The sequence below is a fragment of the Leifsonia sp. 563 genome, assembly GCF_040545055.1.
Classification (GTDB): Bacteria; Actinomycetota; Actinomycetes; order Actinomycetales; family Microbacteriaceae; genus Leifsonia.
The window spans coordinates 174,683-201,263 of the sequence record NZ_JBEPLE010000003.1 but is presented as its reverse complement, the minus strand read 5'-3'; the positions used below and the strand labels follow the sequence as shown (position 1 = coordinate 201,263).

Below are 26,581 nucleotides of genomic sequence, written 5' to 3'. Positions count from 1 at the left end.
GGGCTCAACGGCCGCCGAAGGCGCCCGCGCCGATCGCGGCCACCAGCTGTCTCTGGGCGAGAGCGACCACGACCACCACCGGGGCGATCGTCATCACGCACGCGGCCATCAGCAGTTGCCATTGCGTGCCGGTCTGCGTCGTGAAACCGGCGATGCCGATGGGGATGGTCCACTTCTCCGAGCTGTTGAGGATGATCAACGGCCACAGGAAGCTGTTCCAGCTCCCGAGGAAGGCGAAGATCGCCAGGACGGACAGCGCCGGGCGCACGAGCGGGACGATGACGCTGATCAGGATGCGCCAGGTGGAGGCCCCGTCAAGGCGGGCGGCCTCCTCCAGCTCCCCGGGGATCTGGAGCATGAACTGCCGGAGCAGGAAGGCTCCGAACGCCCCGAACAGGCCGGGGAGGATCAGCGCGACCCACGTGTCGGCGAGCCCCGCCTGGTCGAAGCCGAGGAACAACGGCACCACGGCGACCTCGCTCGGCAGGGTCAACGTGATGACGAACAGCAGGAAGACCGCGCTGCGACCGGGGAAACGCAGCCGGGCGAACGCGAACGCCGTCAGGGTCGCCACGATCAGGGTGAGGAACGTGGAGATGGCGGCCACGACCAGGCTGTTGAGAAGCAGGCGACCGAAGTCCACCTCCGTCCACGCATCCACGAAATTGGACCAGAGGACTTTCGAGCCGATGAAGGTGATCTGCGCAGCGAACACCTCGTTCGCCGGCTTCAGCGCCGTGAAGACGGTCCAGATCAGCGGAAACGAGAACACGAGCGCGAACAGCCACGCGGCCGTGGTGTTGGCGGCGAACCCGATGGTCCGCCCGCGGCGACGCCAGCGTGGAGCGGAGGCCGGCAGCTGGTGCTCAGTCATAGTGGACCCACTTCCTCTGTCCCCAGAGTTGGAACAGCGTGAAGATCGCGATGATCACGAACAGCACGGTCGCGATGGCGGACGCGTAGCCCAGCTGGTTGTTCGTGAAAGCGGTCTGATAGAGGTACAGCATGATCGTCATCGTGCTGTTGCCCGGGCCGCCGCCGGTGATCACGTAAGCCTGGGCGAAGGTCTGCCAGGCGCCGATGACGGTCAGCACCGTGGTGAAGAACAGGGCGGGGCTGACCAGCGGCAGGGTGATCGAGACCAGGCGGCGGAAGCGACCGGCGCCGTCGATCCGCGACGCCGCGATCACATCGGGGCTGATCGAGTCGATCCCAGCACCGAGCACGATCATGTTGTAGCCGAACGACTGCCAGAGGGACACCCCGATCACGGTGGCCAACGCCCAGTTGCCGTCACTGAGCCAGGGGATCGGACCGAGGCCGAAGACCGCGAGGCCCTGGTTGACGGCGCCGTCCTTCTGGAACAGCAACCGGAAGACCGCGGCGTTCGCCACCATCGGGGACAGGGCTGGGATCAGGAAGATCACCCGGAGCCAGTTGCGGCCCGCGATGCGGGTCTTGAGCCACATCGCCATCGCCAGGGAGATCGCGATGTTCGCCGGGACGTACACGAGCACGAAGATCGCCGTCACCATGACGCTGTTGAGGAATTGCGGGTCGCGGAACAGCCGGATGTAGTTCTCCGTGCCCGTGAACTGGACACCCCCGAGCAGGCTCGAGTCGGAGAACCCCAGGATCAGCGAGGCGACCTGCGGGATGACGATGAACACGGCCAGCCCGATGAGCCCGGGGAGGACGAAGGCCCACCCCACCCAGCGGGGCCCCCCGAGGGGCCGGCGGCGAAGCCGGCCCCTCGGGCGCTCCGGTTGGGCGACGGACCCCTCGGAGACCTCTTCCTCCGCACGGTCCAGACGCACGAACGTCATTGCGGAAGGCCCGCCTTCACTTGCTGGAGGACCTGCTCGACCGTGCTCTTGCCGGAGAACGCATCCACCTCGTACTGGGTCAGCAGCGTGTCGAGCTGCGCCTGGCTGGAGGGCACCGGTGACGGAGTCGCGTCACCGGTCATCTGCTTGATGACCGCGGTGAACGCAGGCGACCCGACGTTGGTGGACCACGCGTCCAGCGCATCGAGCCGCGCCGGCACGGAGGCCTGCGACTTCGTCACGAACTCCAGTCCGCTCTTGCTCGTCATCGCCTCGATGGCCTTGAAGGCCTTCTGCTTGTCGCCGCAGGTCTTCGTGATGCCGAAGCCCGAACCGCTGATGAAGCCCTTGGAGGTGCCGCTCTTGCTCGGGACCACAGCAATGCCGACGTTGTCCTTGCCGAGGGTCTGCTGCTCGTGCTGCAGATCCCACAGACCCTCGAGTTCCATGGCCGCCTGACCCGTGCTGAACGCATCGATGTCCGGGAAGGTGCCGCCCGCGGCAGCCTCGAGCGGCTTCGCGACCTTGTACTTGTTGGCCAGGTCGACGAGCAGCTGCAGCGCGTCGCGGAAGTTCGGGTCGTCCAGCTTCGGACCGTTCTTGTCGGCGTAGGGGTGGCCGTCGGCCGCCATGAGAGTGCTGATGGGCGTCGAGCCCTGTCCGATCGCGAAGCCGTACACGCCATTCTTCGTGGTGGCCTTCGCTGCGGCGATGAAGTCATCGACCGTCCAGTCGAGGCCGGGCTCGGCCACCCCGGCGTCCGCGAACATCTTCTTGTTGTAGAAGATGACGTTGGGACCGGCATTGAACGGGATGGAGTAGAGCTTGCCGTCGACGCTGAGCTGCTCGAGCATCGCCGAGCTGTACGCCGACAGGTCGACCTTGTTCTTCTTCACCAGATCGTCCAGGGGCTCCAGCCCCTGCACGTACTGGTTCACCCGGCCGTTCTGGAACGTGACCAGGCACGGCGCACTGCTGCCCTTCATCACGGTGGGCAGCTTGGTGTAGTAGTCACCGATCGGCGGGCCGGAGAAGCTGACAGCCATGTCCGGGTCGGCGTGCTTGCCTCCGGCGATGTAGTCGCTCCACTGCTGCTTGTCGGCCTTGCCGCCGATCCACGTGTACATCTTGAGCGTCTTGCCGTCGAGGCCCGACGTTCCACCGCCGCCTCCGGAACAGGCGGCGAGAGCGAGGGCCAGAACGCTCGCGACCGCGACGGCGACGCCGACGCGTCCCCGTCGCCTCGGGCTTTTCAACCGTGACTTCATGAACTCCTCCTTGAGTATGAGAGCGAAACGTTACGACTTCAGTGATGGTAAGAGCACCAGGAATGCGAAGTCAATAGATAACACCGGTCACTAAACGTTTCGTTCGCTCGGTTTCTTTCAGTAGATCGTGCGCCAGGATGGTCTCGGCGACGGTCATCGTCTTCAGCGCATCGCCGAAGTGCGACGAGGGAAGACGGCGCGAACGCACCGCCTCGATGAATTCGGCGCTCTTGGCGAGGAAGCCTCCGCGGACATAGAGGTCCGGCGAGCCCGCCACCTCGCCGGCATCGAGCTCCTCCCGCCCCTCCGCGTCCCAGATGGTGGCCCCGACCTCGAGGTCGCCTTCCGCCATGATCCCCGGCCCGTGGACCTCCACGCCGAACGTCCTGCGGCCGCTCGTCCAGTTCGTGATCATGACCCCGACGGCGCCCGTGTCGAACTCGAGCGTCGCCGCGACGAAGTTGATCTCGTCGACGATGACCCTGCGCGTCACATCCGAGACGGCGACGACCTCGCCGCCGCAGAGGTGCCGGAGGGTGTCGATCACATGGACGCCGTCGTCCATCATCCTGTCGCGTGCCGACACCATCGGGGTCGGATCGTTCTTGTAGAACCGGCACACGGCATGGACCACCTCGCCCCGCTCGCGAACGCGCCCGACCATGCGCTCCAGGAGCGGGGACGAACGCCGCTGGAAGCCGACCTGGGTGATGCAGTTGTTCTCGTCGGCGAGACGGGCGAGCGTTCTCGCCTGGTGGACGGTCAGTCCCAGCGGCTTTTCGACGAAGAGGTCGAGCCCGCGAGTCAGGCAGCCGCACCAGATGCCGAACATGAGTTCGGGGGGACCGATGACATAGACGGCATCCGGGCGCGTCTCGTCGAGCATCGCCGACCAGTCGTCGAACAGAGCGGTGATGCCCCAGCGCTCGCCGGTCGCCCGGAGGCGCTCCGGTGAGAGGTCGCAGATACCCACGATCTCCACGTCGGGCAGCGACGACAACGACGGGTAGTGGACGAGGTTCGCCATCTGGCCGGCGCCGATGACGGCAACGCGCACCGGCCGGGTCCCGCCGGCGGTCATCGGGCCACTCCGGCGCCGGCCGCGGCCCGCAGACTCTGCGCGTATTCGAGATCGCGCGTCACCTTCGCCACGAGGTCGCTCTCGTCGGTGTACTCGGCGGTGAGGCAGATCGGCCCGGCGAACCCGCGCTCCGCGAGGTAGGCGAGCGCGCGACCCCACTCCGCCATGCCACTGCGGGCGTCGGTGAACACCGGCTCCCAGACCGGATCCCCGAACGCGGACGCCGGTTCGTCGACCCGCTCGTAGTAGGCGCTCTTGAGATTGACGATGCCGAGCCAGGGCCAGAGCAGTTCCAACCCGTGCTCGGGCCGTTTGCGCGCGAGGGCGTCGTGAGCCGAGTCCCAGATCGCCGCGACGTGGCGGGGGTCGACATCCTGGAGCAGAGCGAAGAGCTCCGAGGAGTCGGCGATGTAGTCGTCGTAGTGCGGCTGGACGGCAACGCGGACCCCGTAGCGTTCGGCGCGTTCGGAGAGTCCGGCGAGCACCCGGCGGATCTCCGTACCGGTCGCGGCGTAGCCGTTCACCCCGATCGGCACCATGATCCGGATGAACGGCACGCCCGCGTCCGCGCAGGCCGCGAAGGTCGCCTCATCCGTTCCGGAGGCGATGCTCGCGACCCTCACACCCGAGCGCGCAAGCTCGCGCGCCGCGGCGGGCAGAGCTGTCGACACCTCGTCCGGGGTGACCTGGTAGCCGGGGCGCACCGGAAGCTCAACGGCGTCGAATCCCATCCCCGCCACCAGCTCACCGAGAGCTCCGACCTGCGGCTCGCGCCACGGTTTCGTGAAGACACTCCACGTGGTCGTCGGATCATCATGCGGCATGGCGAACTCCTTTGTCGGGACGTCGGGGGAATTTTGTGCAACGATACAGTGGTTTGTGCAACGATACAGTGATTCCAAATCACGTCAACAGGAAGTCAGGTGAGAGCGATCGCAACGATCAGGGATGTCGCCCAGGCCGCCGGAGTCTCACCCTCCACGGTCTCGAACCTGCTCAATGCGCGCGAGCACCTCATGCAGCCGGAGACGCGCCGACGCGTGCTCGAGGCGATGGAGTCGCTCTCCTATCGGCCGAGCCGCGTGGCGCAGCAACTCCGCGGCGCCCCCAACCCCACCCTGGGTCTCATCGTCCCCTCCGTGGCCAACCCGTTCTGGGGATCGTGGGCCGCCCATCTCGAAGCGGCGTTCCACGCGCACGGACGGCAGATCTACCTCTGCAACAGCGAGCGCGATCCCGAGCGCGAGCGCGCCTACGTCGAGCAGCTCTGGGCCGACGGCATCGAGCACATCGTGCTCTCCACCTCGCTCCCGTCGCTCGAACACCTGCGCCCCGCCATGGACGCGGGCGTGCAGATCATCGCGTTCGACCGCGAACATCAGGAGACGGACCCGCCCGAGCTTCTGAACGTCAGCATCGACAACGAAGCCGGCGCGTGGATGGCGACGCAGCACCTCCTCGAGCGAGGTCACACCCGCATCGCCTTCGTCTCCGGTGCGATGCGCACGATCAGCCGCCAGCGGCGCTTCGCCGGCTACCGCCGGGCGCTCGACGAGAGCGGCATCCCCTTCGACGACGCCCTCGTCCCCCGCTCCCCCGACTTCGGGGACGCGGACAGCAGCCCGCTCGCACGGGACGCGGTGCACGCCCTGCTGGCGCTCGACCAGCCGCCGACGGCCCTGGTCGCCGTCAACGACATGTTCGCCCTCAGTGCCTCCGCCGCCATCCGGGATGCCGGCCGCGATATCGCCGAATTCGCCGTGGTGGGCTTCGACGACATCCCGATCGGCAGGCTCGTATCGCCCGCCCTGACGACGATCCAGCAGCCGCTGGGCGAGATGGCCGAGGCCGTCGTCCGGCTGACGGCCGGCGGAGGCGGCGACCGCGAGACAGGTCCGTCACTCGTCTTCCCGCCGACCCTCGTGGTGCGGGCCTCCAGCGAACGGAGAATCGCATGACCGCATCCGGAGCCCGAGTGCTCGTCGCGGGAGCAGCCGGCGGTGTCGGCCGCGCCGTCGCCCGTGCTGCGGCGGCGGACGGCGCGACCGTCCTGCTGCTCGGGCGCGACCGGAGCCGTCTCGAGGAGGTGCGAGCGGACGTTGCCGCTGTCGGCGGGACCGCGCACGTCGCGGTCGCCGACACGACCTCGGCGCCCCAGCTCGACGACGCCGTGTCATCTCTGCGGCACGACGCGGGCGGCATCGACGTCGTCGTCAACGCCGTCGGCGTCAACCTCAAGGGCCGCCGCCTGGACCAGCTCGACATCGCCGGCTGGCGGTCGGTGCTGGAGAGCAACCTCGACTCCGCCTTCCTCCTCACGCAGGCGGTGCTTCCCGGGTTCCGCGCGGACGGCGGCGGCCTGCTCATCCACATCTCCTCCGTCGCCGCTCTCGTCCCCGACATGTCGGGAGCCGCCTACCAGGCCAGCAAGGCCGGTCTCGCGGCGCTCGCGCGCGCCACCGCGCTGGAGGCCGGTGCCGACGGCGTCCGGGTCACGACGATCTCGCCCGGGCTCATCGACACCGACTTCGTCCGCCACCGCCCCACGGCGCCGACGCCCGACGAACTGGCAGGGGCGCTCCGCCCGGAGGACGTCGCCGACCTGTGCCTCGCCGTCATCCGGTTGCCTGCCCGGGCGACCGTCAGCGACATCGTCGTGCGGCCTTCCGCGCGCTGATCGGCGTCGACCTCCCCTGTACCGACCGACCGAGACGGAGATCTCCATGACCGCACCCTCCACCGCACGAAACGTCCTGATCACCGGAGGCGCGACCGGAATCGGCCTGGGCATCGCCGAGGCGTTCCTGGACGCGGGCGACCGCGTTGCGATCACGACGAACGCCTCGCCCGTACCCGAGCACGTGGCCGGGCGGGTCGTCGCCGAGCGGATGGACGTCACCGACAGCGCTCAGGTGAAAGCGGCCGTGGCGCGGATCGGCGAGGCGCTCGGGGGCAGGATCGACGTGCTCATCAACAACGCCGGCGGCCTCGTCGCACGTCGTCCCCTGGAGGACGCGGACGACGAGCACTGGCACCACGTGATCGAACTCAATCTCTCCAGCGTCTTCTACGTCATCCGCGCGGCCCTGCCCGCGATGGCCGAGGGCGGCCGCATCGTGAACATCTCGTCTCTGGCGGCGCACAACGGAGGCGGCCAGGGAGCTTCGGCCTACGCTGCGGCCAAGGCCGGCGTCGAGGGCCTCACCCGGGCTCTGGCGAAGGAACTGGGGCCACGGGGGATCGCCGTCTCCGCTGTAGCCCCTGGCCTCATCCTCGAGACACCGTTCCATGAGCGCTTCACCCCGGAAGCCGACCAGCGTGCGACCATAGCCGCCACCCCGCTTCGCCGAGCCGGCACACCCGCCGATGTCGCCGAGGCGACGATGTACCTCGCGTCGGAGGCAGGCGGCTTCGCGTCGGGAACTGTGGTCGCGGTCAACGGCGCTGCCGCCTTCCACTGAACGAAGCGGTCTCCGCGCCTCCGTGGCGCCTACCGGAAAGAGAGCAGACATGCGCATCGTCGTCATCGGAGCAACAGGCCACATCGGCGGCTACCTCGTGCCGCGCCTCATCCAGGATGGGCACGACGTGGTCGCGATCACGCGCGGCAGCTCGGCGCCGTATCGCGAGGACCCGGCCTGGCAGAGGGTCGAACGCGTGATCGCCGACCGCGAGGCGGAGGATGCCGCCGGCATCTTCGGCTCGCGCGTCGCCGAGCTCGAACCGGACGTGGTGGTGGACATGATCTGCTTCACCCCGGAGTCCGCCCGGCAGCTCGCCGATTCCCTCCGCGGACGGGCGCGTCAGCTGGTGCACGTCGGCACGATCTGGACGCACGGAACCCTCACCGAGGTTCCGGCTCCCGAGGACGCCGTCAAACAGCCCTGGGGTGAGTACGGCACCCAGAAGGAGGCGATCGAACGTCTGCTGCTGGCCGAGTCCCGACGCCAGGACGGCCTTCCCGTGGCGATCGTGCACCCCGGTCACATCTCCGGTCCCGGCTGGCCCATCATCACCCCGCAGGGCACCACCGACCTCGAGGTGTGGCGGACCCTGGCGAACGGGCGTGAGCTCCTGCTGCCGGGATTCGGGCTCGAGACCGTGCACCACGTGCACGCCGACGACGTCGCACAGCTGATCCGACTCTGCCTCGAACAACCGGACGAGGCGAACGGGGAGGCGTTCCACGCCGTCTCCGAGCGCGCTCTGACGCTGCGCGGCTTCGCGCAGGAGGCGGCTCGATGGTTCGGGGTGGAAGCGAGGCTGCGCTTCGTACCGTTCGACGAGTTCAGCGCCTCCCTTCCCGAGGAGCACCGCGACTCCGCCTTCCAGCATGTCGCCCGCAGCCACGCGATGAGCATCGAGAAGGGGAGGCGACTGCTGGGCTATGCACCGGCGTACTCCTCGCTCGCTGCCGTGGCGGAGTCGGTGGAGTGGCTCCGACAAGCCGGCCGTCTGGGCGACGGCATCCCGCCCGTCCGATTCGGCTGAGACGCCGCGGGGTGGACATCGTCTCTCTCGGCCGAAACGATTCACGCCGCGCTGACGCTGGATTATGCTGAGCGGACGCTACGCCCAGATATCGGCGACCGTGGAGCGTGTAGGCGGCAACACCAGGAAAGACGGGGATGTGACGACATACAAGGACATCCAGCGGGCAACGGGACTCTCGCTCGCAACGATCTCCAAGTACTACAACGGGCGAAACGTTCTCGAGGCCAATCGAGAAGCCATCGAGGCGGCGGCACGCGAGCTCGACTTCCGGCCCAACCAGTTCGCCCGGACGCTGCGCTCCCGCCGGTCCCGGACGGTCGGGGTGCTGCTGCCGGCGCTCGACAACGACTTCCACCTGACGATCATCGCCGGTGTCGAGGAAGCTCTCCGCCCGCGTGGGATCAGCGTCATCGTGGCCGCCAGCCCCGACCCGAGCGAAGATCCCGTCAACCTGCTGATGGACCGGATGGTGGATGGAATCGTCGCGGTCACCCCGCCGCACGATGTGCCCGCACTGCGCGCCGCGGCGGCGCGCGTTCCGGTCGTGATGGTTGACTGGTACATCGATGACGTCGCCGCGGACGGTGTCTTCATCGACAATGCGGCGGCCGGAGCGCTCGGCGGCCGGCACCTCCTCGACCACGGCCATCGCCGTATCGGGCTCGTCGGCGGCGAACCGGTGATCTCCTCGATGCGCCTGCGCACCGAAGGGTTCGAGCGGGCACTGGCTTCCGAGGGGGTTCAGGTCGACCCGTCGCTGGAGCGTCTGGTGCCGCTGACGATCGAAGCGGGCTACCGCGCCGCCCAGGAGCTCCTGGCCCTGTGGCCGCGGCCCACCGCGCTCTTCGCCACGAACTACGAGCTCACCCTGGGCGCCGTCACGGCCGTGAACGATTCCGGGCTGCGCATCGGACGGGACATCTCGGTCGTCGGGTTCGACAGTCGGGAGCTCGCCCAGGCGCTCGTGCCGAAGCTGACGGTCATCGTGCAGCCGACCCGCAAGATCGCCAAGCACGCGGCGCGCCTGATCGCCGACCACATCGAGTCGCCGGACGAGCGCCCCGCCCCGACGATCGAATACCTCGACGCGCACCTCATTCCGGGCGCCTCCGTGACGCGCCTGGACGACTGACGCGTTCGGGCGGACGGCTCAGGCGAGGGAGTAGACCCGCTCCGCGTTGCCGCCCAGCAGGGCGTCCCGCTCCGCCGGCGAGAGCTCCGAGACCAGCGTGTCGAAGGCCTCGCGCCACGCGGGAGCGCCGCCGCCGAGCTCGGCGAGCGGCCAGTCCGAGCCGTAGAGCAGGCGGTCGGGACCGAACGCCTCCAGGGCCGTCGAGACGACCCCGCGGAGGTCCGCGGCCGTCCAGGCCCCCGGCACCAGCCCCGAGGTGAGCCCGGAGACCTTGGCCGAGACGTTCGGGAGGGCCGCGAGCGCACGCAGCCCCGCCTCCCATCGCGACGCCTCCGCGTCGTCGGCGAGCGGACCCCCGAGGTGGTCGAGCACGAACGAGACGCCGTCGTTGCGCGCAGCCACGCGAGCCGCCTGCTCCAGCTGCCAGTCGCGGATCACGAGATCGAAGGCCAGCCCCTCGCGGCCGAGGGCGGCGAGACCGTCGGCGGTGTCGGCCCGCAGCATCCACTCGGGGTCGGGATCGATGTGGGCGAGATGCCGGACGCCGACGACCGGAACCGATCCGGCGCGCACCTCGTCGAGCTGCGCGCGGACATCGCCGGCGAGATCGACCCAGGCGACCAGCCCCGCCACCACCCGCGGGTCGCTGCGCGACAGCCGGACGCTCTCCTCGAGGCTGTTGCTCGCCTGCACCAGCACCGCGCGGTCCATCCCCGTCGCCGCGAGCATCCCGCGCAGATCATCGGTGGCGAAGTCGCGGTCGATCGCCGCCATCGAGACGGGATCGATCCAGTCCTGCGGATCGGTGGAGCGGTCCCACAGGTGCACGTGAGCGTCGATCCGGGCGGTCACCGCTGGCGCCACACTTCGTCGATCGGCTGCCAGAGGGAGCCCGGGTCACGCTCCTCGGCGATACGCACCTGGCACGGGTCCGTGTGCGTCCACCACTCCTGCGACAGCGGGTCGTCCGCGATCCGCTGCAGGTCGGCGGCGTGATCGTCGCCGACGTACTCGTAGTGGGCGAACAGGATGTCGCCGAAGACGTAGATGCTGTAGTTGCGGATGTTGCACTCGGTCATCTTCGCCTCGACGCCCGGCCACACGGCGCGATGGAGTTCGAGGTACTCCTCGCGCTTCTCGGGCCGGACGCCGACGACGAACGCGAACCGCTGCGGTTCGCCGCTCACGAGACCGGCCTCAGCGGCACGGTCGGGTCGTCGATCACGTCGGGCTCGGCGACGAGTCGCAGCGCCGCGCGCTCGGGGCGGATGTGCGGACCGGTGGCGGGAGGTGCGGGAGTCCCGCCCTCGCCGGTCAGCTTGGCCTCGTCCACGATGATGCCGATTCCCGGCCGGTCGCCGAGGACGATGCCGCCGTCGTCGAACTCCTGGTCGACATCCAGTCCGATCGGGAAGGAGAGGTCCTGCACCTCGTGCGTCAGCAGGTTGGGGATGGCGGCGGCTGCATGGGCGGCCGGATTGGTGTTGTAGGTGACCGGGCTCACCGGCAGGTCGTGCCCGTGGGCGAGGGTCGCGACACGGAGCAGGTGCGTGATGCCCCAGACATTGCCGACCTGCACGATGTCCACCGCTCCGCTGTCGAGCAGCGGCCGGTACTGCTCCAGTCCGGTCAGGTTCTCGCCGCTCGCCACGGCCGCGCGGATCTTGCCGCGCAGCGAGGCCATGCCCGCCGCATCCCATCGGCGCAGGGGCTCCTCGATCCAGGTGAGGTCGAGGCGTTCCTCGATGGCGCCGATGTACCGTGCGGCCTGCGCGTGGTTCCACGACTCGTTGACGTCGAACATGAGCGCGGGATGCCGCGAGTTGCGGCTGAGGATGTCGCGCAGCAGCTCCAGACGCGGGAGGTCGCGGTCGAGGTCGCGCCCGCCCTTGAGCTTGCCCGCCTTGAACCCGCGGTCGGCGAACCGCCCGTAGAGGTCGGACAGTTCGTCGTCGGTCAGGCCGTACTCGAGCCCGGATGCGTACCCGGGCACGAACCGCTCGCGCGCACCGAGCATCCGCCAGAGCGGCTCCTCCGCCGCCTTCGCCTTGAGATCCCAGAGCGCCATGTCGATGGCGCCGATCGTGCCGAACGTGGTTCCGGAGTGACCGGCCTTGAACACCCAGTCGAGCATCCGGTCGTAGAGGGCGACGACCGAGCGCGGGTCCTCCCCCTCGACCGCTGGGAACACCCGGGCGATGTCGGCATGTGCGCCGACCCCGACCCCTTCGATGCCGCTGTCGGTCTCGATGATCAGGACGGGGACGGGCGTCGTGTTGCCGGTCTGCACGCCGTTGACGTCGCCGGTGACCCGGCCCCAGTCGTGGACGGTGCTCAGACTGCGATAGCCCGTGATCTTCATCGGTGGTTCTCCTTCGGTGCTGACGTGCTCATTCCTTGGTCCCTCCCGCGGTCATCCCCGAGACGAGGAACCGCTGCGAGAACAGGAAGACGATGAGGACGGGCAGGATCGACACGATGGTCGCCAGCGCCAGGGTCGGCAGCTGGACCGAGTCGGAGCCCGCCGAACTGGGATTGAAGGCCGGCGTCGCCGAGAGCAGCGAGGTCAGCCCGACCTGGATCGGGTAGCCGTCGCTCGAGGGCAGCATCACGAACGGCAGGAAGAAGTTGTTCCAGTTCTGCACGAAGCTGAAGAACGCCACCAGTGCGACGATCGGAGCCGCCAGCGGCAGCGCGACCCGGGTGAACACCTGGAACTCGGTGCAACCGTCGATCCGTGCGGCCGCGAGCAGGTCGCGCGGGATGCTCGTCGAGAAGTAGATGTACGTCAGGTAGACGCCGAACGGGAAGAACGACATCGGCAGGATCACCGACAGCGGGCTCCCGATCAGGCCGACGCTGTTGAGCTCCAGGAAGATCGGCAGCACCAGCGCCGTGCTCGGGATGAGCATGACCACCAGGGTGAGCACGAGCAGCGCCTTGCGGAGCCGGAACTCGGTCAGCGCCAGCGCGTAGCCGGCCGGGATGCTCACGATCAGCGTGATGATCAGCGCGCCGATCGAGTACAGCGCCGAGTTGCCGATCCACAGCGTCACCGCGCCGTCCTGGAAGCCGAACAGCTGGTTCCAGTTGGCGACGAAGTCCGACCACGACCCGACCGAGAACGGGTTGGCGACGATCAGCGCCTTGGACGACTTGGTCACCGCGAACAGCAGCCAGACGATCGGGATGGCGAAGAACAGCACGAAGACGACGAGGATGACGCCCGCGATGGAGCGTCCGCTCCAGCCGCGCAGACTGGCGCGGCGGCGCTCTGCGGTGAGTGCGGTCATGGTCATTCCTTCTCGAACAGGCCGCCGCGGGTGACGAACACCCAGGACAGCAGGAGCGCGACGATCAGCAGCAGGAGCGAGATCGCGGCGGCGCCGTTGAAGTCGTTCTGCTGGAACGCGTACTGGTAGGCGAGCTGGTTGAGCGAGTAGTCGTTGGGGACGACAGCGTTGCTCGCCTGGCTGAGCAGCTGGGGCTCGACGAACAGCTGCGTGCCGGCCGCCAGCGACATCACCCCCATGTACGCGATCCACTTGCGGAGCATCGGCAATTGGATGCGGAGGGCGATCTGCACGGCATTGGCCCCGTCGATGCGCGCCGCCTCGATCACGTCGGTGCTGATGTTGTTGAGCGCGCCGTACATGATCACGATCCAGCCGCCCGCGCCCGTCCAGAACGCGATGATCGCGAAGATGGCCGGCAGGTTGCCCGGCTGGATGACCTGTACGAAGCTGTTCATCCCCATGAGCCGGAGCAGTCCGCTGACCGGGCTTGCCGTCGGGTCGAGCACGAACAGCCAGAGCAGGACGCTGGAGGCGCCGGCGAGCGCGCCCGGCAGGTAGTAGATGAACCGCAGGCCGGTGCTCGCCCACCGCACGCGCAGGGCGTGGACGACGAGCGCCAGCAGCACGACGAAGATCACGAGGCCGATCAGCCAGATGACGAGGTAGATCGTCACGTGCAGCACGGCCGGCCAGAACCGGAAGTCGGTGACGACCGTGATGAAGTTGTCGATTCCGGCGAACCCGCCGTCCGCCCGGGTGAAGGCGAGCAGGACCGCGTACAGGGCGGGCAGGATGCCGAAGGCGATGGCGAGCAGGGCGTAGAGCGAGACGAAGACGTAGCCGATGGGCGTGCGTCCTGGTGCCCGGCTGCTCCGCCGGGCTGACCGCCGGTGCTCTGGGGCGCCGGCGGCCAGCTGGTCGCTCGGTGGAGCGAGGGTCATGTCAGTTCACCTTGTATCCGTCGACCTTGGCCTGGTTCGCGATGGCCTCCTGCCAGGTGGGCAGCAGGCTCTCGATCGACTTCCCGCCCGTGATGGCCGGGGTCATCGTCTTGGCCCAGACGGCCTCCTGGCTGAAGACGCCGTAGCCCCAGCCGTCCCACACCTGGGAGGCGGCGGTCGCGACCGGCTCGAGGGAGGTGGCGTAGTACTTGCTGGCCTCCTGCTTCTCGATCCACTTCTTGGCCGCCGGCGCATACGCCGGGTAGCCGGGGGCGACATCCACCTGGTAGTCGTCGGAGGTCGTCACGAACTGCGCGAACTTCTCGGCGGCCTTCAGGTTCTTGGAGTGGCTGGAGATGAACCAGGTGCCGCCGCCGACGTTGCCTGTCACGGCCTTGTCCTCGCCCTTCCAGGGCAGCGGGGCCGCGACGCCGAGCTCGCCCGCCGGCACGTTGAGCGACTGCGGGTTGTTGAAGATGGCGCCGGCGTACCAGGCAGGGCCGGGCATCATCAGCACCTTGCCCGCGTAGCTCTTGACGAACTCCGGAGTGAAGACGCTGACGGCCGGGACCGTCTTGTTCTCGCGGAGCGTGTCGAGCAGGGTGGCGGCGCGCTTGCACTCGGTGCTGTCGGTCTTGACGGTCACCGACTTCGGGCCGGTGATGTCGTTGGCCTGGCACTTGCTGCCCCACATGAACACCTCGGGTGTCCAGGCGTCACCGGCGGTGCCGATGATGTAACCGGGGTGCTCGGCCGCGACCTTCTCGCCGAGCGCCTGGTACTCCTCCCAGGTGGTGGGGACGGCGTAGCCGAACTTGTCCATCAGGGTCTTGTCGTACCAGAGCACGGCTTGGGCGAGGTCGTTGCGGAGGCAGTACACCTGCCCGTTGACGGTGCACGGGTTGAGGGCGCCCTCGGTGAAGTTGTCGAGGGTGTCCTTGGGGACGAGGCCCTTGTCGAGCACGGCGGCGAAGGCCTGCTTGCCGTTGCTCTTCTGGCTCGCCCAGGCGGCGTCGTTGTTCTGGCTGGAGAAGACCACGTCCGGCCAGCCGCTGCCGGCACGGTCGAAGAGCTGCATCTTCGTCCTGAAGGAGTTGGAGCCGTTGGCCGACCCGTCGTAGGTGACGACCTTGATCTTGGTGTCCGGGTTCGCCTTCTCGAATGCCTTCGCCGCGGCCTGACGGTCCGCGTCCACCCAGACGGTGATCGTCGAGGAGGTGTCCTGCTTGGCTTCGGGAAAGCCGTACGACCCGTTCGCCGAGCTCCCGCCGGTACTGCAACCGGTGAGAGCCAGGAGCGCCGTCGCGGCGCCAAGTGCGGCGACGGTCAGCGCCGGCCTACGGCGTGAACGCACCACAGTGTGGATTCCGACCATGAGATGTCCTTGTCTTGTCGACTTCGTTGACGACTCCGAGGAGGCGTGATCTTGACTATAGGGCATACGTATGATGTTTGCCAAGCGGCTGACGCGACTAACGCGGCCGGTCATCGTGCCGCCTCGACCGCCGTCCGGCATAGCGCCTCGACGCCTGTGAAATCGCCGGCCGCGATGGCGGCACGCGGCACCATCCAACTGCCCCCGACCGCGATCACGGACGGCAGCGCGAGATAGTCTGCGGCTCGAGACGCGTCGATCCCGCCGGTCGGGACGAACGCCAGGTCCGGGAACACGGACGACAGCGCCGATAGAGCGGCAGGTCCGCCCGAGGATTCGGCAGGGAAGAACTTCAGGGTCCGCAGGCCCAGCGACCGGGCGCGCATCACCTCGGTCGCCGTCACCGCGCCGGGAACGGCCTGCACTCCGCGCCGCTCGCACACCGCGAGGACGGACTCGGAGAGGCCCGGGCTCACCACGAATGTCGCGCCGGCGTCGATCGCGGCCTCCGCCTGCTCGGGCTCCAGGACGGTTCCCACGCCGACGCGCAACCCCGGCATCCCGGCCAGAGCGCGCAGCGCACTCAGAGCAGCCGGCGTCCGCAGCGTGATCTCGGCCTGGTGGATGCCGCCGGCGAGGAGCGCGCGGCCCAGGGCCTCAGCATCTCGCGCATCGTCGATCACGACGACCGGGAGGATCGGTTCGAACCCCGTCATCGCCCGAGCCATCCGCCGTCGACGGGCAGGATCGCGCCGGAGACGTAGCGGGCGGCGTCGGAGGCGAGGAACACGGCCGCTCCCCCGATGTCCTCCGGCGTCCCCCATCGACCGGCCGGGATGCGCTCGAGGATCGACCGCGAGCGATCGGGGTCGTCCTGCAGCGCGTGGGTGTTGTCCGTCGCGATGTACCCGGGAGCGATGCCGTTCACGGTCACGCCCCTCCCGGCCCACTCGTTCGAGAGGGCGCGGACGAGCCCGGCCACGCCGGATTTCGCGGCCGCGTACCCCGGAACGTTGATGCCGCCCTGAAAGGACAGCAGGGATGCGGTGAAGACGACCCGGCCGCCGCCCGCTTCCAGCATCCGGCCGCCCAGCGCCTGGCTGAGCACGAACCCGCTCGTCAGGTCCACCTCCAGAACCTCGTCGAACCACTCCAGCGGATGCTCGGCCGCCGGGGCCCGCCGGATGGTCCCGGCGTTGTTCACGAGGATGTCGGCGTGACGGTCGCGGGCGGCGAGCTCCGCGGCGAACGCGCTCACCTGGGCGCGGTCGGCGAAGTCGACGCGGTGCCCCTCGAAGCTCCGTCCGAGCGACCGCACCCGGTCGCCGATCGCGGAGCCCTCGGGGTCGAGCGTCGCGGAGACGCCGACGATGTCGGCGCCGGCCGCGGCGAGCGCCTCCGCGATCGCGAAGCCGATGCCGCGCTTCGCCCCGGTGACGACCGCCAGCCGGCCGGAGAGGTCGAAGCCGCTCATCGGCCGACCTCCACGAGGATCTTCATCGCCCCGCCGGCCTCGAGGGCCTCGAGCGCCGACGCCGTCTCGGCGAGCGGAACCACCCGTGTGATCAACCGGTCGGCGGGGATGTCACCTCCCGCGACGAGCTCCACTGCCCGCTCGAAGTCCTGCCGCTGGTACACGCGCGCTCCGAGGATGAGGAGCTCGCGCCAGAACACCCGGTGCAGATCGATCGGCCGCGGCTGGGAGTGGATGGCGACGACGACGAGCGTGCCGCGGACCTTCGCCAGCGACGTCGCGCCGAGCACGGCCGCCGCCGAGCCGGAGACCTCGAACACCACGTCCGCGCCGGCTCCCCCGGTCCACTCCTCGACCCACGCGACCTGGTCCACCGCACTCGGGTCGAGGGTCCGCAGGCCCATCTCCTCCGCAGCGGCCCGGCGGCCGCGATCGATCTCGGCGATCACGACCTCGGCGCCGAAGGCGGTCGCGACGGTGGCGATGAGCACGCCGATGGGACCTGCGCCGATCACGACGGCCCGGTCGCCGGGCGCCAGTTCCGAGCGGCGCACGTCGTGAACGGCGACCGCGACCGGCTCGACCAGCGCCGCATCCCTCAGCGACACCCCGTCCGGCAGGCGGACGAGCGTGGAGGCAGGGACGTTCCAGCTCTGCTGCAGGGCGCCGGGGCTGTCGATGCCGATGAAGTCGAGGTTCTGGCAGATGTGCTCGTTGCCCGCACGGCAGGCGGGACACGTGCCGTCCCACGCCAGCGGCATGACCGTGACGGCGTCGCCGACCGCCCATCCCTCGACGTCCGGACCGATCGCGGAGATCGTGCCGGACATCTCGTGGCCGATCGTCGCCGGCAGCGTGACCCGCGCATCCATGTCGCCGTGGTAGATGTGCAGATCGGTGCCGCAGATCCCCGCGTAGGCGACGGCGATCCGCACCTCGCCGGGTCGCAGCTCCGCCGCCTCCCGCTCCTCGATCGTGATCGTGCGCTCGCCTGCGTAGTTCGCCGCCAACATCGCCGGCCGCTCCTTCCTCGTCCCTCGCCCGTCCCGAACGGACCTGGCGTGACGTCCTCGTCTCGAATGATCCAAACATAATACGTATGCTGAAAGGAAGCGATTCTGCTCCTCCGACGAAGAAGGCCCTGCGATGACACCGACACTGCCCACCCGCACCCTCCGCACCGGGACCGACCTGACGGAACTCGGCTTCGGCGCCGCCCAGCTCGGCAACCTCTTCCGCGAGACCACCGACGAGGAGGCTCAGGGCGCAGTGAACTCCGCCTGGGAGGAGGGCCTCCGGTACTTCGACACCGCGCCGCACTACGGGCTGGGCCTCTCCGAGCGCCGCCTCGGTCGCGCCCTCGGCGAGACGCCGCGCGACCGCTTCGCGCTCTCCTCCAAGGTCGGCCGGCTGCTCGTCGACAGTCCGGAGAGCGCCGACCGCCTCGACGACGACGGCTTCGTCGTTCCAGCGAGCACGCGCAGGGTCTGGGACTTCAGCCGCGACGGCATCCTCCGCTCGGTGGAGCAGTCGCTCGCCCGACTCGGCATCGATCGGCTCGACATCGCCTACCTGCACGACCCGGACGACCACTGGGAGGTCGCATCCACCACCGGCGTCGACGCGCTGGTGGAGCTGCGCGAGCAGGGTGTGGTGGGGGCCATCGGCGCCGGCATGAACCAGTCCGCGATGCTGGCGGAGTTCGTCCGTCGCACCGACGTCGATATCGTCATGGTGGCCGGCCGCTTCACCCTGCTCGACCCGTCGGCGCTCGACGACCTTCTGCCGATCGCGGCGGAACGCGGCGTCGGCGTCGTCGCGGCGGCCGTCTACAATTCGGGGCTGCTGAGCTCCGAGACGATCGATCCGGCCGCGCATTTCGACTACGCATCGGCGCCGGCCGAAGTGATCGAGCGCGCACGGAGGATCGCGGAGATCTGCCGCGACCACGGCGTCAGCCTTCCCGCAGCCGCCATCCAGTACCCGCTGCGGCATCGCGCCGTCGTGTCCGTCGTGACGGGGATGCGCACGGAAGACCATGTGCGCAGCACCGTCGATCGCTACCGGGCGGACATCCCGGAGGCCCTCTGGGAGGAGCTGGATGCGGCGGGCCTGGCCCCCGACCCATCGTGATCGCGACGGATCACGCAAACATCATACGTCTCTTGCAGTAAACATCATACGTATGCTAACCCTGTTCTGGGGGCACCGACGCCCTCCATGACAGGAAGCGATCGAACATGACATTGACGTCAGACTCGCGACGATCGATGGCCAGGAGACGAGGGCGACCCGCAGTGCTTGCGGTCCTCGGAGCCGCAGCCGTCATCGCCTCCGCGCTGATCCCGCTCAAGGCGCAGGCCGCGCCGGCGACCATCTTCTACGCTGCGCCCGACGGCAAGAACGCCGGGCACTGCTCCCAGTCGCAGCCGTGCTCCCTCGAGCGCGCCCAGCACGTGCTGCGGCCATCGGTCAAACACGGTGACGTCACCGTGCAGCTGGCCGACGGCACGTACCGCATCGACAAGCCGCTCACCTTCGACGCCGACGACGGCGGAGGCACGAACACGGTCCACTGGGCTGCCGCACCCGGTGCGCACCCGGTCATCAGCGGGGCGTCCGACGTCTCCGGCTGGACGAAGTCGGACGCCGGCGTCGGGATCTGGGTCGCCGACACCCCGGCGGGGCTCGACACCCGCCAGCTCTACGTCGACGGCGTGATCGCTCCACGCGCATCCATCCGCCTGGCCAACGCCGACGTGACGCCCACCGCCACCGGGCTGACGATCAAGAACCCGGCACTCGCGTACCTCGCCGGGCTCCCCGACCAGAGCCGCATCGAGTTCGAGTCGCTCGGCGACTTCACCAACCGATACTCGCCGGTCCAGAGCATCAGCCCGACGCAGATCACGATGGCGCAGCCTGCCTGGGACAACAACACCTGGGGCTGGGACACCGTCCAGAACTCCTTCCTGGCCGGGCCGAGCTGGTACCTCGACAACTCGCTCGCCTTCCTGACGCAGACCAACCAGTGGTACATCGACCCACGCGGCGGAAAGCTGTACTACAAGCCGGCCGACGGGGTCGACCCGAACAAGCTCGACATCGAGCTGCCGCGGCTGCAGTCGCTGATCAGCATCGGCGGCACCTACGACAAGCCGGTGAGCGGTCTCTCGTTCGAGGGCATCCAGTTCTCGGGCACGTCGTGGCTCGGCCCGTCGACCGACGGCTACGCCGACCAGCAGAACGGCCTCTTCATCAAGGGCTCCTACGACTACCGGCCCGCCGACGCGTTCACCAGCTGCTCCCGCGGCTGCGAGATGTTCGAGCGCGCCCGCACGAGCTGGTACCAGGAGCCCGCGGCCGTGCAGGTGTCGGCGGCGAGCCGCGTCTCGTTCACCGGCAACACGTTCACGAACCTCGGGTCGTCGGCCCTCGGCATCGGCAACGACACCAACGCCATGGCGAACGGGGTCGGATACGGCGCAAGCAGCATCGACGTCGTCGGCAACCGGTTCATGGAAGACAGCGGACACGGCATCGCGGTCGGAGGCGTCCTCCCGGACGCGCACCACCCGAGCGATCCGCGCATGGTCAACCAGGACATCCGCATCCAGGACAACACGATCGACCGGGTGTCGGTGGACTACAAGGACAACAGCGGGATCCTGAGCACCTACGTGACGCGGGCGCAGATCCTGCACAACGAGGTCTCCAACGTTCCGTACGACGGGATCGACACCGGCTACGGCTGGGGCATCAACGACGCGGGCGGATCGAACGACTACGTCGACCGCGGTTACTACAAGTGGAACACGCTGTACACGACGCCGACGACCCTGAAGGACAACCGGGTCGAGGGCAACCTCGTGCACAACACGAAGGCGCGTTTCGCCGACGGCGGCTCGGTCTACAACCTGTCCGCCAGCCCCGGATCGGTCGTCGACAAGAACTACCTGTTCAACATCTCGGGCGTCGGCCTCTACCTCGATGAGGGGTCGCGGTACATGACGTACGAGAACAACGTGGTCCAGGGCGGCTCCTTCGTCTTCACGAACGCCTACAGCCTGAGGAACAACACCAGCGACAACACCATCCAGAACAACTGGTACAACTCCGGAGGAATCTCGGCCCCGAACGCCGCGGCCCACAACAACACGCTGGTCAACAACGTCAAGGTCTCCGGTGCCAACTGGCCCGCCGGCGCCCGTGACGTGATCTGCGCGGCCGGTGTGGCGCCGCAGTACCGGACGTCGCTCAACGCCAACCAGTTCGGGTTCGCCGGCTGCCCGGTGGATGCGCCCGTCACGGGCCTGTCGACGGCCGGCTCCTCCGCGGTCAGCTCCTACTTCGGACAGGCCGGTGACGCCTACGGGATCGCCGCAGCCGGAGCGGACGTGTGGGGCGCGGGCGGTCAGCACTCCGACCAGTTCGGGGCGATCTACAAGGCCGGGTCGTTCACCGCGAACTCCGCGGTGTCGGCACGGGTCGTATCGGTGAACGACGCGAACGCCTCGGCGAAGTCGGGCGTGATGGTCCGCAACGACATCACGAAGGCCGGTTCGTCGGCCGGCTACGCGGTCGTCGCGGTGACGGCACGCAACGGCGTGGTGTTCGAGTGGGATGCCAACGGCGACGGCTACCTCGACACGGAGGCGAAGGCGTCGGTCGACGTCTTCCGGCCGATCTGGGTGCAGCTCGCCCGCACCGGCACGTCCTACACGGCGTCGTACTCGTACGACGGCGTCAACTACGTGCCGATCGGTTCGCCGGTCACCCTCGCCTCTGCGGCGGCGACGCAGGACGCCGGGATCTTCTCGACGTCGCACGACGTGACGCAGTCGGCGATCAACCAGTTCGACGGACTGTCGATCACGGCGACACCGTAGCGCGGTTGGCCCGAGGTCTCGGCGCCGTCAGCGGTCACGACTGCTGGCGGCGCCGATTCCGTGTGCGGTCGTGGGTGTTCAGAGGATGCGCCGGGCTAGCCGCGGATAGTCGATCACGATGCCGTCCTCATCCACGGTGAGATCGGCCATGAACGTTTCGCCCACACTGCGGTACCGCACCACGCTGTGACCGGAAGCCGGGTCGTACGGTTTCGCGGCGCTGTACGCCTGCCGGCTCGGGATGACCGCGAGCGACGGCAGGTCGACCCACGCCATCGTGAGCTCGGTCTCCGCCAGCCCCTCTCGGGCACGCAGGCGCAGGATCGGCATCGTGTTGGTGACCGGACAGAGCGCGAGGTCGCAGTCGAGTGCGTCCTCCAGGGCTTCCGGGTGTGCCGCGCCCGGATCGGGCATCGGTTCGCCGTGGTAGCGCACGTCGCCGTGGGCGTACGTCTCGGTCGCCCAGGTGCCGTGGGTGCTGCGCGTCAGCACGAGCCAGCGCGTGAACCCGCGGCCGGCGACCGACACCGAGAGCCGCGAGGTCACCCAGTCCGGCCCGGTCTCCAGCGCCCAGCTGGTGACGTAGTCGGTGGTCCGCGAGGTGCCGAGGGCGTCGAGCCTGTCCGGCGCGAGGGTCAGCACCGCGGCCTCCAGTCGTTGCGGGTCCTCGTCGCCCACCCACTCCACGTGCCGTACAGCTCCACGCATGCTGCTCGCCTCCGCCCAAGACCGCCGTGGCCGAACCATATCCCAGCGCGCGGTCGGTGTGGAGAGGTGTGCGCCCGGCCTCTCTCGCCGTCGTCATCGTCGTTCCGCTTCAGCGGATACCCTCCTGAGGAGGGGCCGACGAGAACGGCGACGGCGACTGGCTCGCCCCCGCGAAGGAGCAATGACCATGCGCAGGAGCGACCTTCCCGACGATTTCGTCGTCGGAACCGCAACGGCCTCTTACCAGATCGAGGGGGCGACCCGGGAGGACGGTCGGGGCGAGAGCATCTGGGACACCTTCGCCCGGCGACCCGGCGCCATCGCCGACGGCAGTACGGGGGATGCGGCAGACGACCACTACCATCGCTCGGCGGAGGACGTCACGCTGATGGGCGACCTCGGTCTCGACGCGTACCGCTTCTCGATCGCCTGGCCGCGCATCCAGCCCGACGGCACCGGAGCGCCGAACCGAGCGGGCGTCGACTTCTACCGCCGCCTCGCGGAGTCGCTGCTGCAGCGTGGCGTGACGCCGTGGGCGACGTTGTACCACTGGGATCTTCCCCAGGCTCTCGAGGACCGCGGGGGCTGGCTGCAGCGCGACACTGCACTCCGCTTCGCCGACTACGCCGCGCACGTCGCCGACCAGCTCGGCGACCTCGTCTCGCACTGGATCACGCTCAACGAACCGTGGTGCTCGGCCTTCCTCGGGTACGCGAGCGGGTATCACGCGCCGGGACACACGGTCGGCTCGCGGGCGGCGCACGCTGCGCACCACCTCCTCCTCGGGCACGGACACGCACTCGAAGCGCTGCGCGCGAGCGACTCCACGTCCCGAGTCGGCACGACGCTCAACCTCTACTCGGTGCAGCCGGCCGGCGACACCGACGGGGATGCGGACGCCGCGCGCCGGATCGACGGGCTCAGCAATCGCCTCTTCCTCGAACCCGTGCTGCGCGGCGCCTACCCGGCCGACGTGCTGGACGACCTCGGCGAGACGGCGTGGTTCGCCGAGAACGCCACCGACGACGACCTCCGCCGCATCTCGGCGCCGATCGACTTCCTCGGCGTCAACTACTACAGCCGCCACACCGTTGCCTCCGGCTCGACGCCCGCGACCGGCAGTCCCGCCAGCGCCTACCCGGGCAGTGAGCACGTCCGCTTCGTGAGGACGGGCGCGCCCGTCACCCAGATGGGCTGGGAGATACATCCTGACGGGATGGTGGATGTGCTCCGCATGGCACACGACCTTGCACCCGACCTCCCGCTGTACATCACGGAGAACGGCGCCGCGTATCCCGACCGGGTCGACTCGGAAGGAGCCGTCGAGGACCCGGAGCGCGTCGACTACCTGCAGGCGCACTTCGAGGCGGCCCGGGATGCGGTGGCCCAGGGCCTGCCGCTCCGCGGCTACTTCATCTGGTCGCTGATCGACAACTGGGAGTGGGCCTGGGGCTTTTCCCGCCGCTTCGGGATCGTCCACGTCGACTACACGACCCAGAAGCGGACGCCGAAGCGGAGTGCCCGCTGGGTAGCCGACTTCCTGCGCAGCTGACGAGCAGAGACCCGGCCGGCGTCAGCCCTGACCGCGCCCGGTCTTCTGCTGGAGCCGGTCGATGTGCTCCGATGCCTGCGCCTTCGTGAGGTCGGCGGGGAGCTCCTCACCGGCCTCGCGGGCGAGGGTGTCGAGGTAGCTGCGCTGGGATGCGGTCATCGGCTCGTCGCCGGTGACCCACTCCGACGGGTCCTTGCTCGCGGGGTTGCTGTCGTCGCCGCGGGCGCCGAGCACATCGTCGCCGGAGCCGTTCGTGGTGCCGCTGGTGTCGCTCATGCGGCAGACAGTACGCCGCCGCACCGACATCGTGAGGGGCCGGCCGCAGAGCGACATGCATTGAGAGGCTCATAGACCCGACCCGCCGGGCCACGCGTCAGAAGGGGGTATACCACTTCGTCTTCATCAGTAGCACCGCCGAGCAGAACGCCCGGCCGATGGGAGACGACATGAGAAGAATTCGCAGGCTGACCGCCCAGCTGGCTGTGGCCGCGGTGGCCATCGCGCTGATCCCCGGCACGACGGGCGCCGAACCGGCCTGGGCCGGTCCGGAGACGAGTCGCGTCACAGCCGAACTGAGCAGGATGCTGGACATCGGGACGGTCGACACCAGCGGGAAAGCCCTGGCCGCGCTGAGCGCCCCCGAACTCCTGGACCTCGGGCGGAAGAAGTTCGCCGCACTGGTCGAGAAGGGCGGGGACTTCTCCGACCTCGCCGGGGCCGGCGCGAAGGACGGCAACGTGTTCACCGCCCTTCCCGCCACACGGGCCGAACTGAACGAGTTCGCCCACACCGCCAAGTTCCGCGACCTCAAGGGTCTCGAGGCTCTCGACGGCGTCGAGGCGCTGCGGTGGATCTTCGACGTCACGGGCGCCTTCGACTCCGACCTCTCGAAGCTCCAGAAGGCCGAGATCTTCGCCGGACAGGTTCCCGTTCTCGCCGAGGCCCTCGGGCTGGCGAACGCCATCACAAGCGGCGACGACATCGACATCGCCCAGAACGTGGTTGCTCTTCTGGCCAACTCGGCCGGCTTCGTGGTGTCCTTCGCAAGCCCGGTCGTCGCCATCGTGATCGTGCTGATCGGCGCCCTGATCGGCGCGTTCATCGCCGCGTTCCGGGACACCTCGCCGATTCAGCTCGACTACATGAAGGGCATCCGCGACAAGCGGTTCCAGGAGTGGCTGCCGGACCACATCGACGAGCTCACCACATCCATGTCCGCGGCCGCAGGAGACATGTTCGCGGCCTGGCAGGCGACCGAGGTGTTCAACCTGGGACTCGTGGATGCCGCGGTCGACCGGGCAGCGCTCGCGGCCGAGGTGGCCGATCCGCGCTCCGGAGCGGAAGTCGTGGCCAAGGCGGCAACGCAGAAGTGGCACGCCCACGCGGCACTCCAGGCCAAGCTCGCCGCGGACCGCGAGGCGTTCATCGCGCAGAGCACGGACGGGTTCGCCGCCGCCATCACGAAGGCGATCGCCGATCCCGAGATGGTCACGAAGATCACGGATCAGGTGTTCCCTCTGTCCTCCGCCACGATCGGGTCCGTGGTCTACGGAACCTCCTCGCAGGACGGCCGCCTGGGCAGCGACAGCAACTGGGCGACCCTGTTCCCCGAGGGGGACGACGCGACCTGGCCCTGGGCGAACGCCGAGGGATCGACCGGCGGCTGGGACATGTTCGCCGCCGATGCCGCCGCCGTTGAATCCAACCGGTTCCCGTTCCTCCCGCGCGAGCAACCGTACTGCTTTGTCAGCGGTCGGGACGGCGCGTTCTACGCCGGTCAGTCCGTCGATTGGCTGAATGAGAACTGCTACGCGACCCTCACCCGGATGGCGGAGCGGTATCGATCGATCGTGGAGGACCTGCGTGGCACGCCTCTTCCCACGGTCGACCAGGACCAGCTGAAGAGGCTGTTCACGCAGCATCTGAACGATCCCGAGATCCAGAAGGATCTCACGGTCATGACGCTGCCGATCGCCAGCATCCCCGGGAGCTGACGATCCCGCCCCGGCTCAGCGGCGCAGCACGCTGGGCCGGGGCAGGCCGAGCTCCTCGAGCAGGTCGCCGAGCATCCGATCGAGTTCGAAGCCTGCTTGGGTGACCTTGTTGTTTCCGAAGCTCGCCAGCCGACTGCTCGGCTGATCGACGCTCAGCACCGTGCCGCCGCCACGCGCAGCGTGCAGTTCGACCCGGATCGGGGTGTACAGCAGTGTGCCGGGATCATGCCGGAACATCCGCGCGGCCGTGGCGTAGTCGCCGATGAGGTACACCGCGCTCGGGATGTCGGCGCCGCCCACGCGCATCACCGCCGTCGGGTGGTCGGTCCAGAACCGCACGAACCGATGGATGCCGGGTCCGGCCGTCTCGCGGGTGAGCCGGCGCCAGTCCGCATCGTCCGCGAGGAGGTCGCGCAGCTGCGCGACGTCGAGCGGGGGCACCTCCGCTTCGAACGCGCGGCGGAGGGTTCCGAAGGCGACGGCGGCCTCCAGCTCGATGCGGGTGACCGGGACGGGGACGATGCGCTCGGTCGCGGGGAGGGCCATCACCC

Annotated in this window: 26 protein-coding genes; 9 read left to right on the top strand and 17 right to left on the bottom strand. The window is 68.9% G+C overall.

The genetic code is table 11. The annotated features are described in order from the left end of the window. Positions 1-4 precede the first annotated feature (4 nt). The 5 genes from ABIC47_RS11415 to ABIC47_RS11395 all read right to left on the bottom strand — a co-directional run bounded on the left by ABIC47_RS11415 (position 5) and on the right by ABIC47_RS11395 (position 4,999). The gene (locus tag ABIC47_RS11415) at positions 5-874 is read right to left on the bottom strand and encodes a carbohydrate ABC transporter permease (protein ID WP_018189324.1); all 870 of its coding nucleotides are present in this window, start codon (positions 872-874) and stop codon (positions 5-7) included. Beyond that, a complete protein-coding gene (locus tag ABIC47_RS11410) occupies positions 867-1,826 on the bottom strand; it encodes a carbohydrate ABC transporter permease (protein ID WP_089879950.1) in 960 nt (319 codons plus the stop codon). Before ABIC47_RS11410 ends, ABIC47_RS11415 begins: the two co-directional genes overlap by 8 nt. Beyond that, the gene (locus ABIC47_RS11405) at positions 1,823-3,094 is read right to left on the bottom strand and encodes an extracellular solute-binding protein (protein WP_018189322.1); all 1,272 of its coding nucleotides are present in this window, start codon (positions 3,092-3,094) and stop codon (positions 1,823-1,825) included. The genes ABIC47_RS11410 and ABIC47_RS11405 overlap by 4 nt, the downstream gene beginning before the upstream one ends. A 70-nt stretch (positions 3,095-3,164) precedes the next feature. Then, positions 3,165-4,175 (bottom strand): Gfo/Idh/MocA family protein, encoded by a 1,011-nt coding sequence (locus tag ABIC47_RS11400; protein WP_354480493.1) that lies wholly within the window; start codon positions 4,173-4,175, stop codon positions 3,165-3,167. Then, entirely contained in the window at positions 4,172-4,999 is an 828-nt protein-coding gene (locus ABIC47_RS11395; RefSeq protein ID WP_354480490.1) for a sugar phosphate isomerase/epimerase family protein, read from the bottom strand. The genes ABIC47_RS11400 and ABIC47_RS11395 overlap by 4 nt, the downstream gene beginning before the upstream one ends. Before the next feature lie 99 nt (positions 5,000-5,098). On the opposite strand from ABIC47_RS11395, the gene ABIC47_RS11390 reads away from it, so the two are divergent. The 5 genes from ABIC47_RS11390 (at position 5,099) to ABIC47_RS11370 (ending at position 9,801) form a co-directional block, all read left to right on the top strand. Continuing rightward, positions 5,099-6,133 (top strand): LacI family DNA-binding transcriptional regulator, encoded by a 1,035-nt coding sequence (locus ABIC47_RS11390; RefSeq protein ID WP_354480487.1) that lies wholly within the window; start codon positions 5,099-5,101, stop codon positions 6,131-6,133. After that, positions 6,130-6,852, top strand: coding sequence for an SDR family oxidoreductase (locus ABIC47_RS11385; RefSeq protein WP_354480484.1), 723 nt, complete (start codon positions 6,130-6,132; stop codon positions 6,850-6,852). The genes ABIC47_RS11390 and ABIC47_RS11385 overlap by 4 nt, the downstream gene beginning before the upstream one ends. 46 nt (positions 6,853-6,898) lie before the next feature. Then, entirely contained in the window at positions 6,899-7,636 is a 738-nt protein-coding gene (locus ABIC47_RS11380; protein WP_354480481.1) for an SDR family NAD(P)-dependent oxidoreductase, read from the top strand. Positions 7,637-7,685: 49 nt separating this feature from the next. Then, positions 7,686-8,666 (top strand): NAD-dependent epimerase/dehydratase family protein, encoded by a 981-nt coding sequence (locus ABIC47_RS11375; RefSeq protein WP_354480478.1) that lies wholly within the window; start codon positions 7,686-7,688, stop codon positions 8,664-8,666. A 139-nt stretch (positions 8,667-8,805) separates the two neighbouring features. Further along, complete coding sequence (locus ABIC47_RS11370) at positions 8,806-9,801, top strand: LacI family DNA-binding transcriptional regulator (protein ID WP_020075972.1); 996 nt, start codon at positions 8,806-8,808, stop codon at positions 9,799-9,801. A gap of 18 nt (positions 9,802-9,819) precedes the next feature. Here the strand turns inward: ABIC47_RS11370 and ABIC47_RS11365 are convergent, their stop codons facing one another. From ABIC47_RS11365 to ABIC47_RS11325, 9 genes are all read right to left on the bottom strand, one after another. After that, positions 9,820-10,653, bottom strand: a complete 834-nt coding sequence (locus tag ABIC47_RS11365; protein ID WP_354480474.1) for an amidohydrolase family protein — start codon at positions 10,651-10,653, stop codon at positions 9,820-9,822. Next, the gene (locus ABIC47_RS11360) at positions 10,650-10,988 is read right to left on the bottom strand and encodes an L-rhamnose mutarotase (protein WP_018189313.1); all 339 of its coding nucleotides are present in this window, start codon (positions 10,986-10,988) and stop codon (positions 10,650-10,652) included. The genes ABIC47_RS11365 and ABIC47_RS11360 overlap by 4 nt, the downstream gene beginning before the upstream one ends. Further along, positions 10,985-12,163 (bottom strand): mandelate racemase/muconate lactonizing enzyme family protein, encoded by a 1,179-nt coding sequence (locus ABIC47_RS11355; RefSeq protein ID WP_089879922.1) that lies wholly within the window; start codon positions 12,161-12,163, stop codon positions 10,985-10,987. The genes ABIC47_RS11360 and ABIC47_RS11355 overlap by 4 nt, the downstream gene beginning before the upstream one ends. Positions 12,164-12,191: 28 nt before the next feature. Next, positions 12,192-13,094 carry a carbohydrate ABC transporter permease gene (locus ABIC47_RS11350; RefSeq protein ID WP_029042879.1) on the bottom strand — a complete coding sequence of 301 codons (903 nt, stop codon included), beginning with the start codon at positions 13,092-13,094 and terminating at the stop codon, positions 12,192-12,194. 2 nt (positions 13,095-13,096) lie between these two features. Continuing rightward, complete coding sequence (locus ABIC47_RS11345; protein WP_354480469.1) at positions 13,097-14,038, bottom strand: carbohydrate ABC transporter permease; 942 nt, start codon at positions 14,036-14,038, stop codon at positions 13,097-13,099. Between the two features lies 1 nt (position 14,039). After that, positions 14,040-15,413, bottom strand: a complete 1,374-nt coding sequence (locus ABIC47_RS11340; RefSeq protein WP_018189309.1) for an ABC transporter substrate-binding protein — start codon at positions 15,411-15,413, stop codon at positions 14,040-14,042. Between the two features lie 110 nt (positions 15,414-15,523). After that, positions 15,524-16,129, bottom strand: coding sequence for a bifunctional 4-hydroxy-2-oxoglutarate aldolase/2-dehydro-3-deoxy-phosphogluconate aldolase (gene eda, locus ABIC47_RS11335; protein ID WP_354480466.1), 606 nt, complete (start codon positions 16,127-16,129; stop codon positions 15,524-15,526). Beyond that, the gene (locus ABIC47_RS11330; RefSeq protein WP_354480464.1) at positions 16,126-16,887 is read right to left on the bottom strand and encodes an SDR family oxidoreductase; all 762 of its coding nucleotides are present in this window, start codon (positions 16,885-16,887) and stop codon (positions 16,126-16,128) included. Before ABIC47_RS11330 ends, eda begins: the two co-directional genes overlap by 4 nt. Further along, complete coding sequence (locus ABIC47_RS11325; protein WP_354480462.1) at positions 16,884-17,900, bottom strand: zinc-dependent alcohol dehydrogenase; 1,017 nt, start codon at positions 17,898-17,900, stop codon at positions 16,884-16,886. The genes ABIC47_RS11330 and ABIC47_RS11325 overlap by 4 nt, the downstream gene beginning before the upstream one ends. A gap of 133 nt (positions 17,901-18,033) precedes the next feature. On the opposite strand from ABIC47_RS11325, the gene ABIC47_RS11320 reads away from it, so the two are divergent. Both ABIC47_RS11320 and ABIC47_RS11315 read left to right on the top strand, forming a co-directional pair. Next, positions 18,034-19,020, top strand: coding sequence for an aldo/keto reductase (locus ABIC47_RS11320; RefSeq protein ID WP_354480459.1), 987 nt, complete (start codon positions 18,034-18,036; stop codon positions 19,018-19,020). Between the two features lie 164 nt (positions 19,021-19,184). After that, positions 19,185-21,776, top strand: a complete 2,592-nt coding sequence (locus ABIC47_RS11315; RefSeq protein WP_354480457.1) for a right-handed parallel beta-helix repeat-containing protein — start codon at positions 19,185-19,187, stop codon at positions 21,774-21,776. 78 nt (positions 21,777-21,854) lie between these two features. Here the strand turns inward: ABIC47_RS11315 and ABIC47_RS11310 are convergent, their stop codons facing one another. Beyond that, positions 21,855-22,484, bottom strand: coding sequence for a putative glycolipid-binding domain-containing protein (locus ABIC47_RS11310; protein WP_231918962.1), 630 nt, complete (start codon positions 22,482-22,484; stop codon positions 21,855-21,857). Between the two features lie 181 nt (positions 22,485-22,665). On the opposite strand from ABIC47_RS11310, the gene ABIC47_RS11305 reads away from it, so the two are divergent. After that, entirely contained in the window at positions 22,666-24,036 is a 1,371-nt protein-coding gene (locus tag ABIC47_RS11305) for a GH1 family beta-glucosidase (RefSeq protein ID WP_354480454.1), read from the top strand. A 21-nt stretch (positions 24,037-24,057) separates the two neighbouring features. Here the strand turns inward: ABIC47_RS11305 and ABIC47_RS11300 are convergent, their stop codons facing one another. Further along, positions 24,058-24,312, bottom strand: a complete 255-nt coding sequence (locus ABIC47_RS11300; RefSeq protein ID WP_354480451.1) for a DUF3072 domain-containing protein — start codon at positions 24,310-24,312, stop codon at positions 24,058-24,060. Between the two features lie 170 nt (positions 24,313-24,482). Here ABIC47_RS11300 and ABIC47_RS11295 point away from each other — a divergent pair, with 170 nt between their 5' ends. Then, positions 24,483-26,030: a hypothetical protein gene (locus ABIC47_RS11295; RefSeq protein WP_354480449.1), complete on the top strand. Its 1,548-nt coding sequence runs from the start codon at positions 24,483-24,485 to the stop codon at positions 26,028-26,030. Positions 26,031-26,045: 15 nt separating this feature from the next. Here ABIC47_RS11295 and ABIC47_RS11290 read toward each other — a convergent pair whose 3' ends face one another. Then, positions 26,046-26,576 carry a hypothetical protein gene (locus ABIC47_RS11290; protein ID WP_354480447.1) on the bottom strand — a complete coding sequence of 177 codons (531 nt, stop codon included), beginning with the start codon at positions 26,574-26,576 and terminating at the stop codon, positions 26,046-26,048. Positions 26,577-26,581 lie beyond the last annotated feature (5 nt).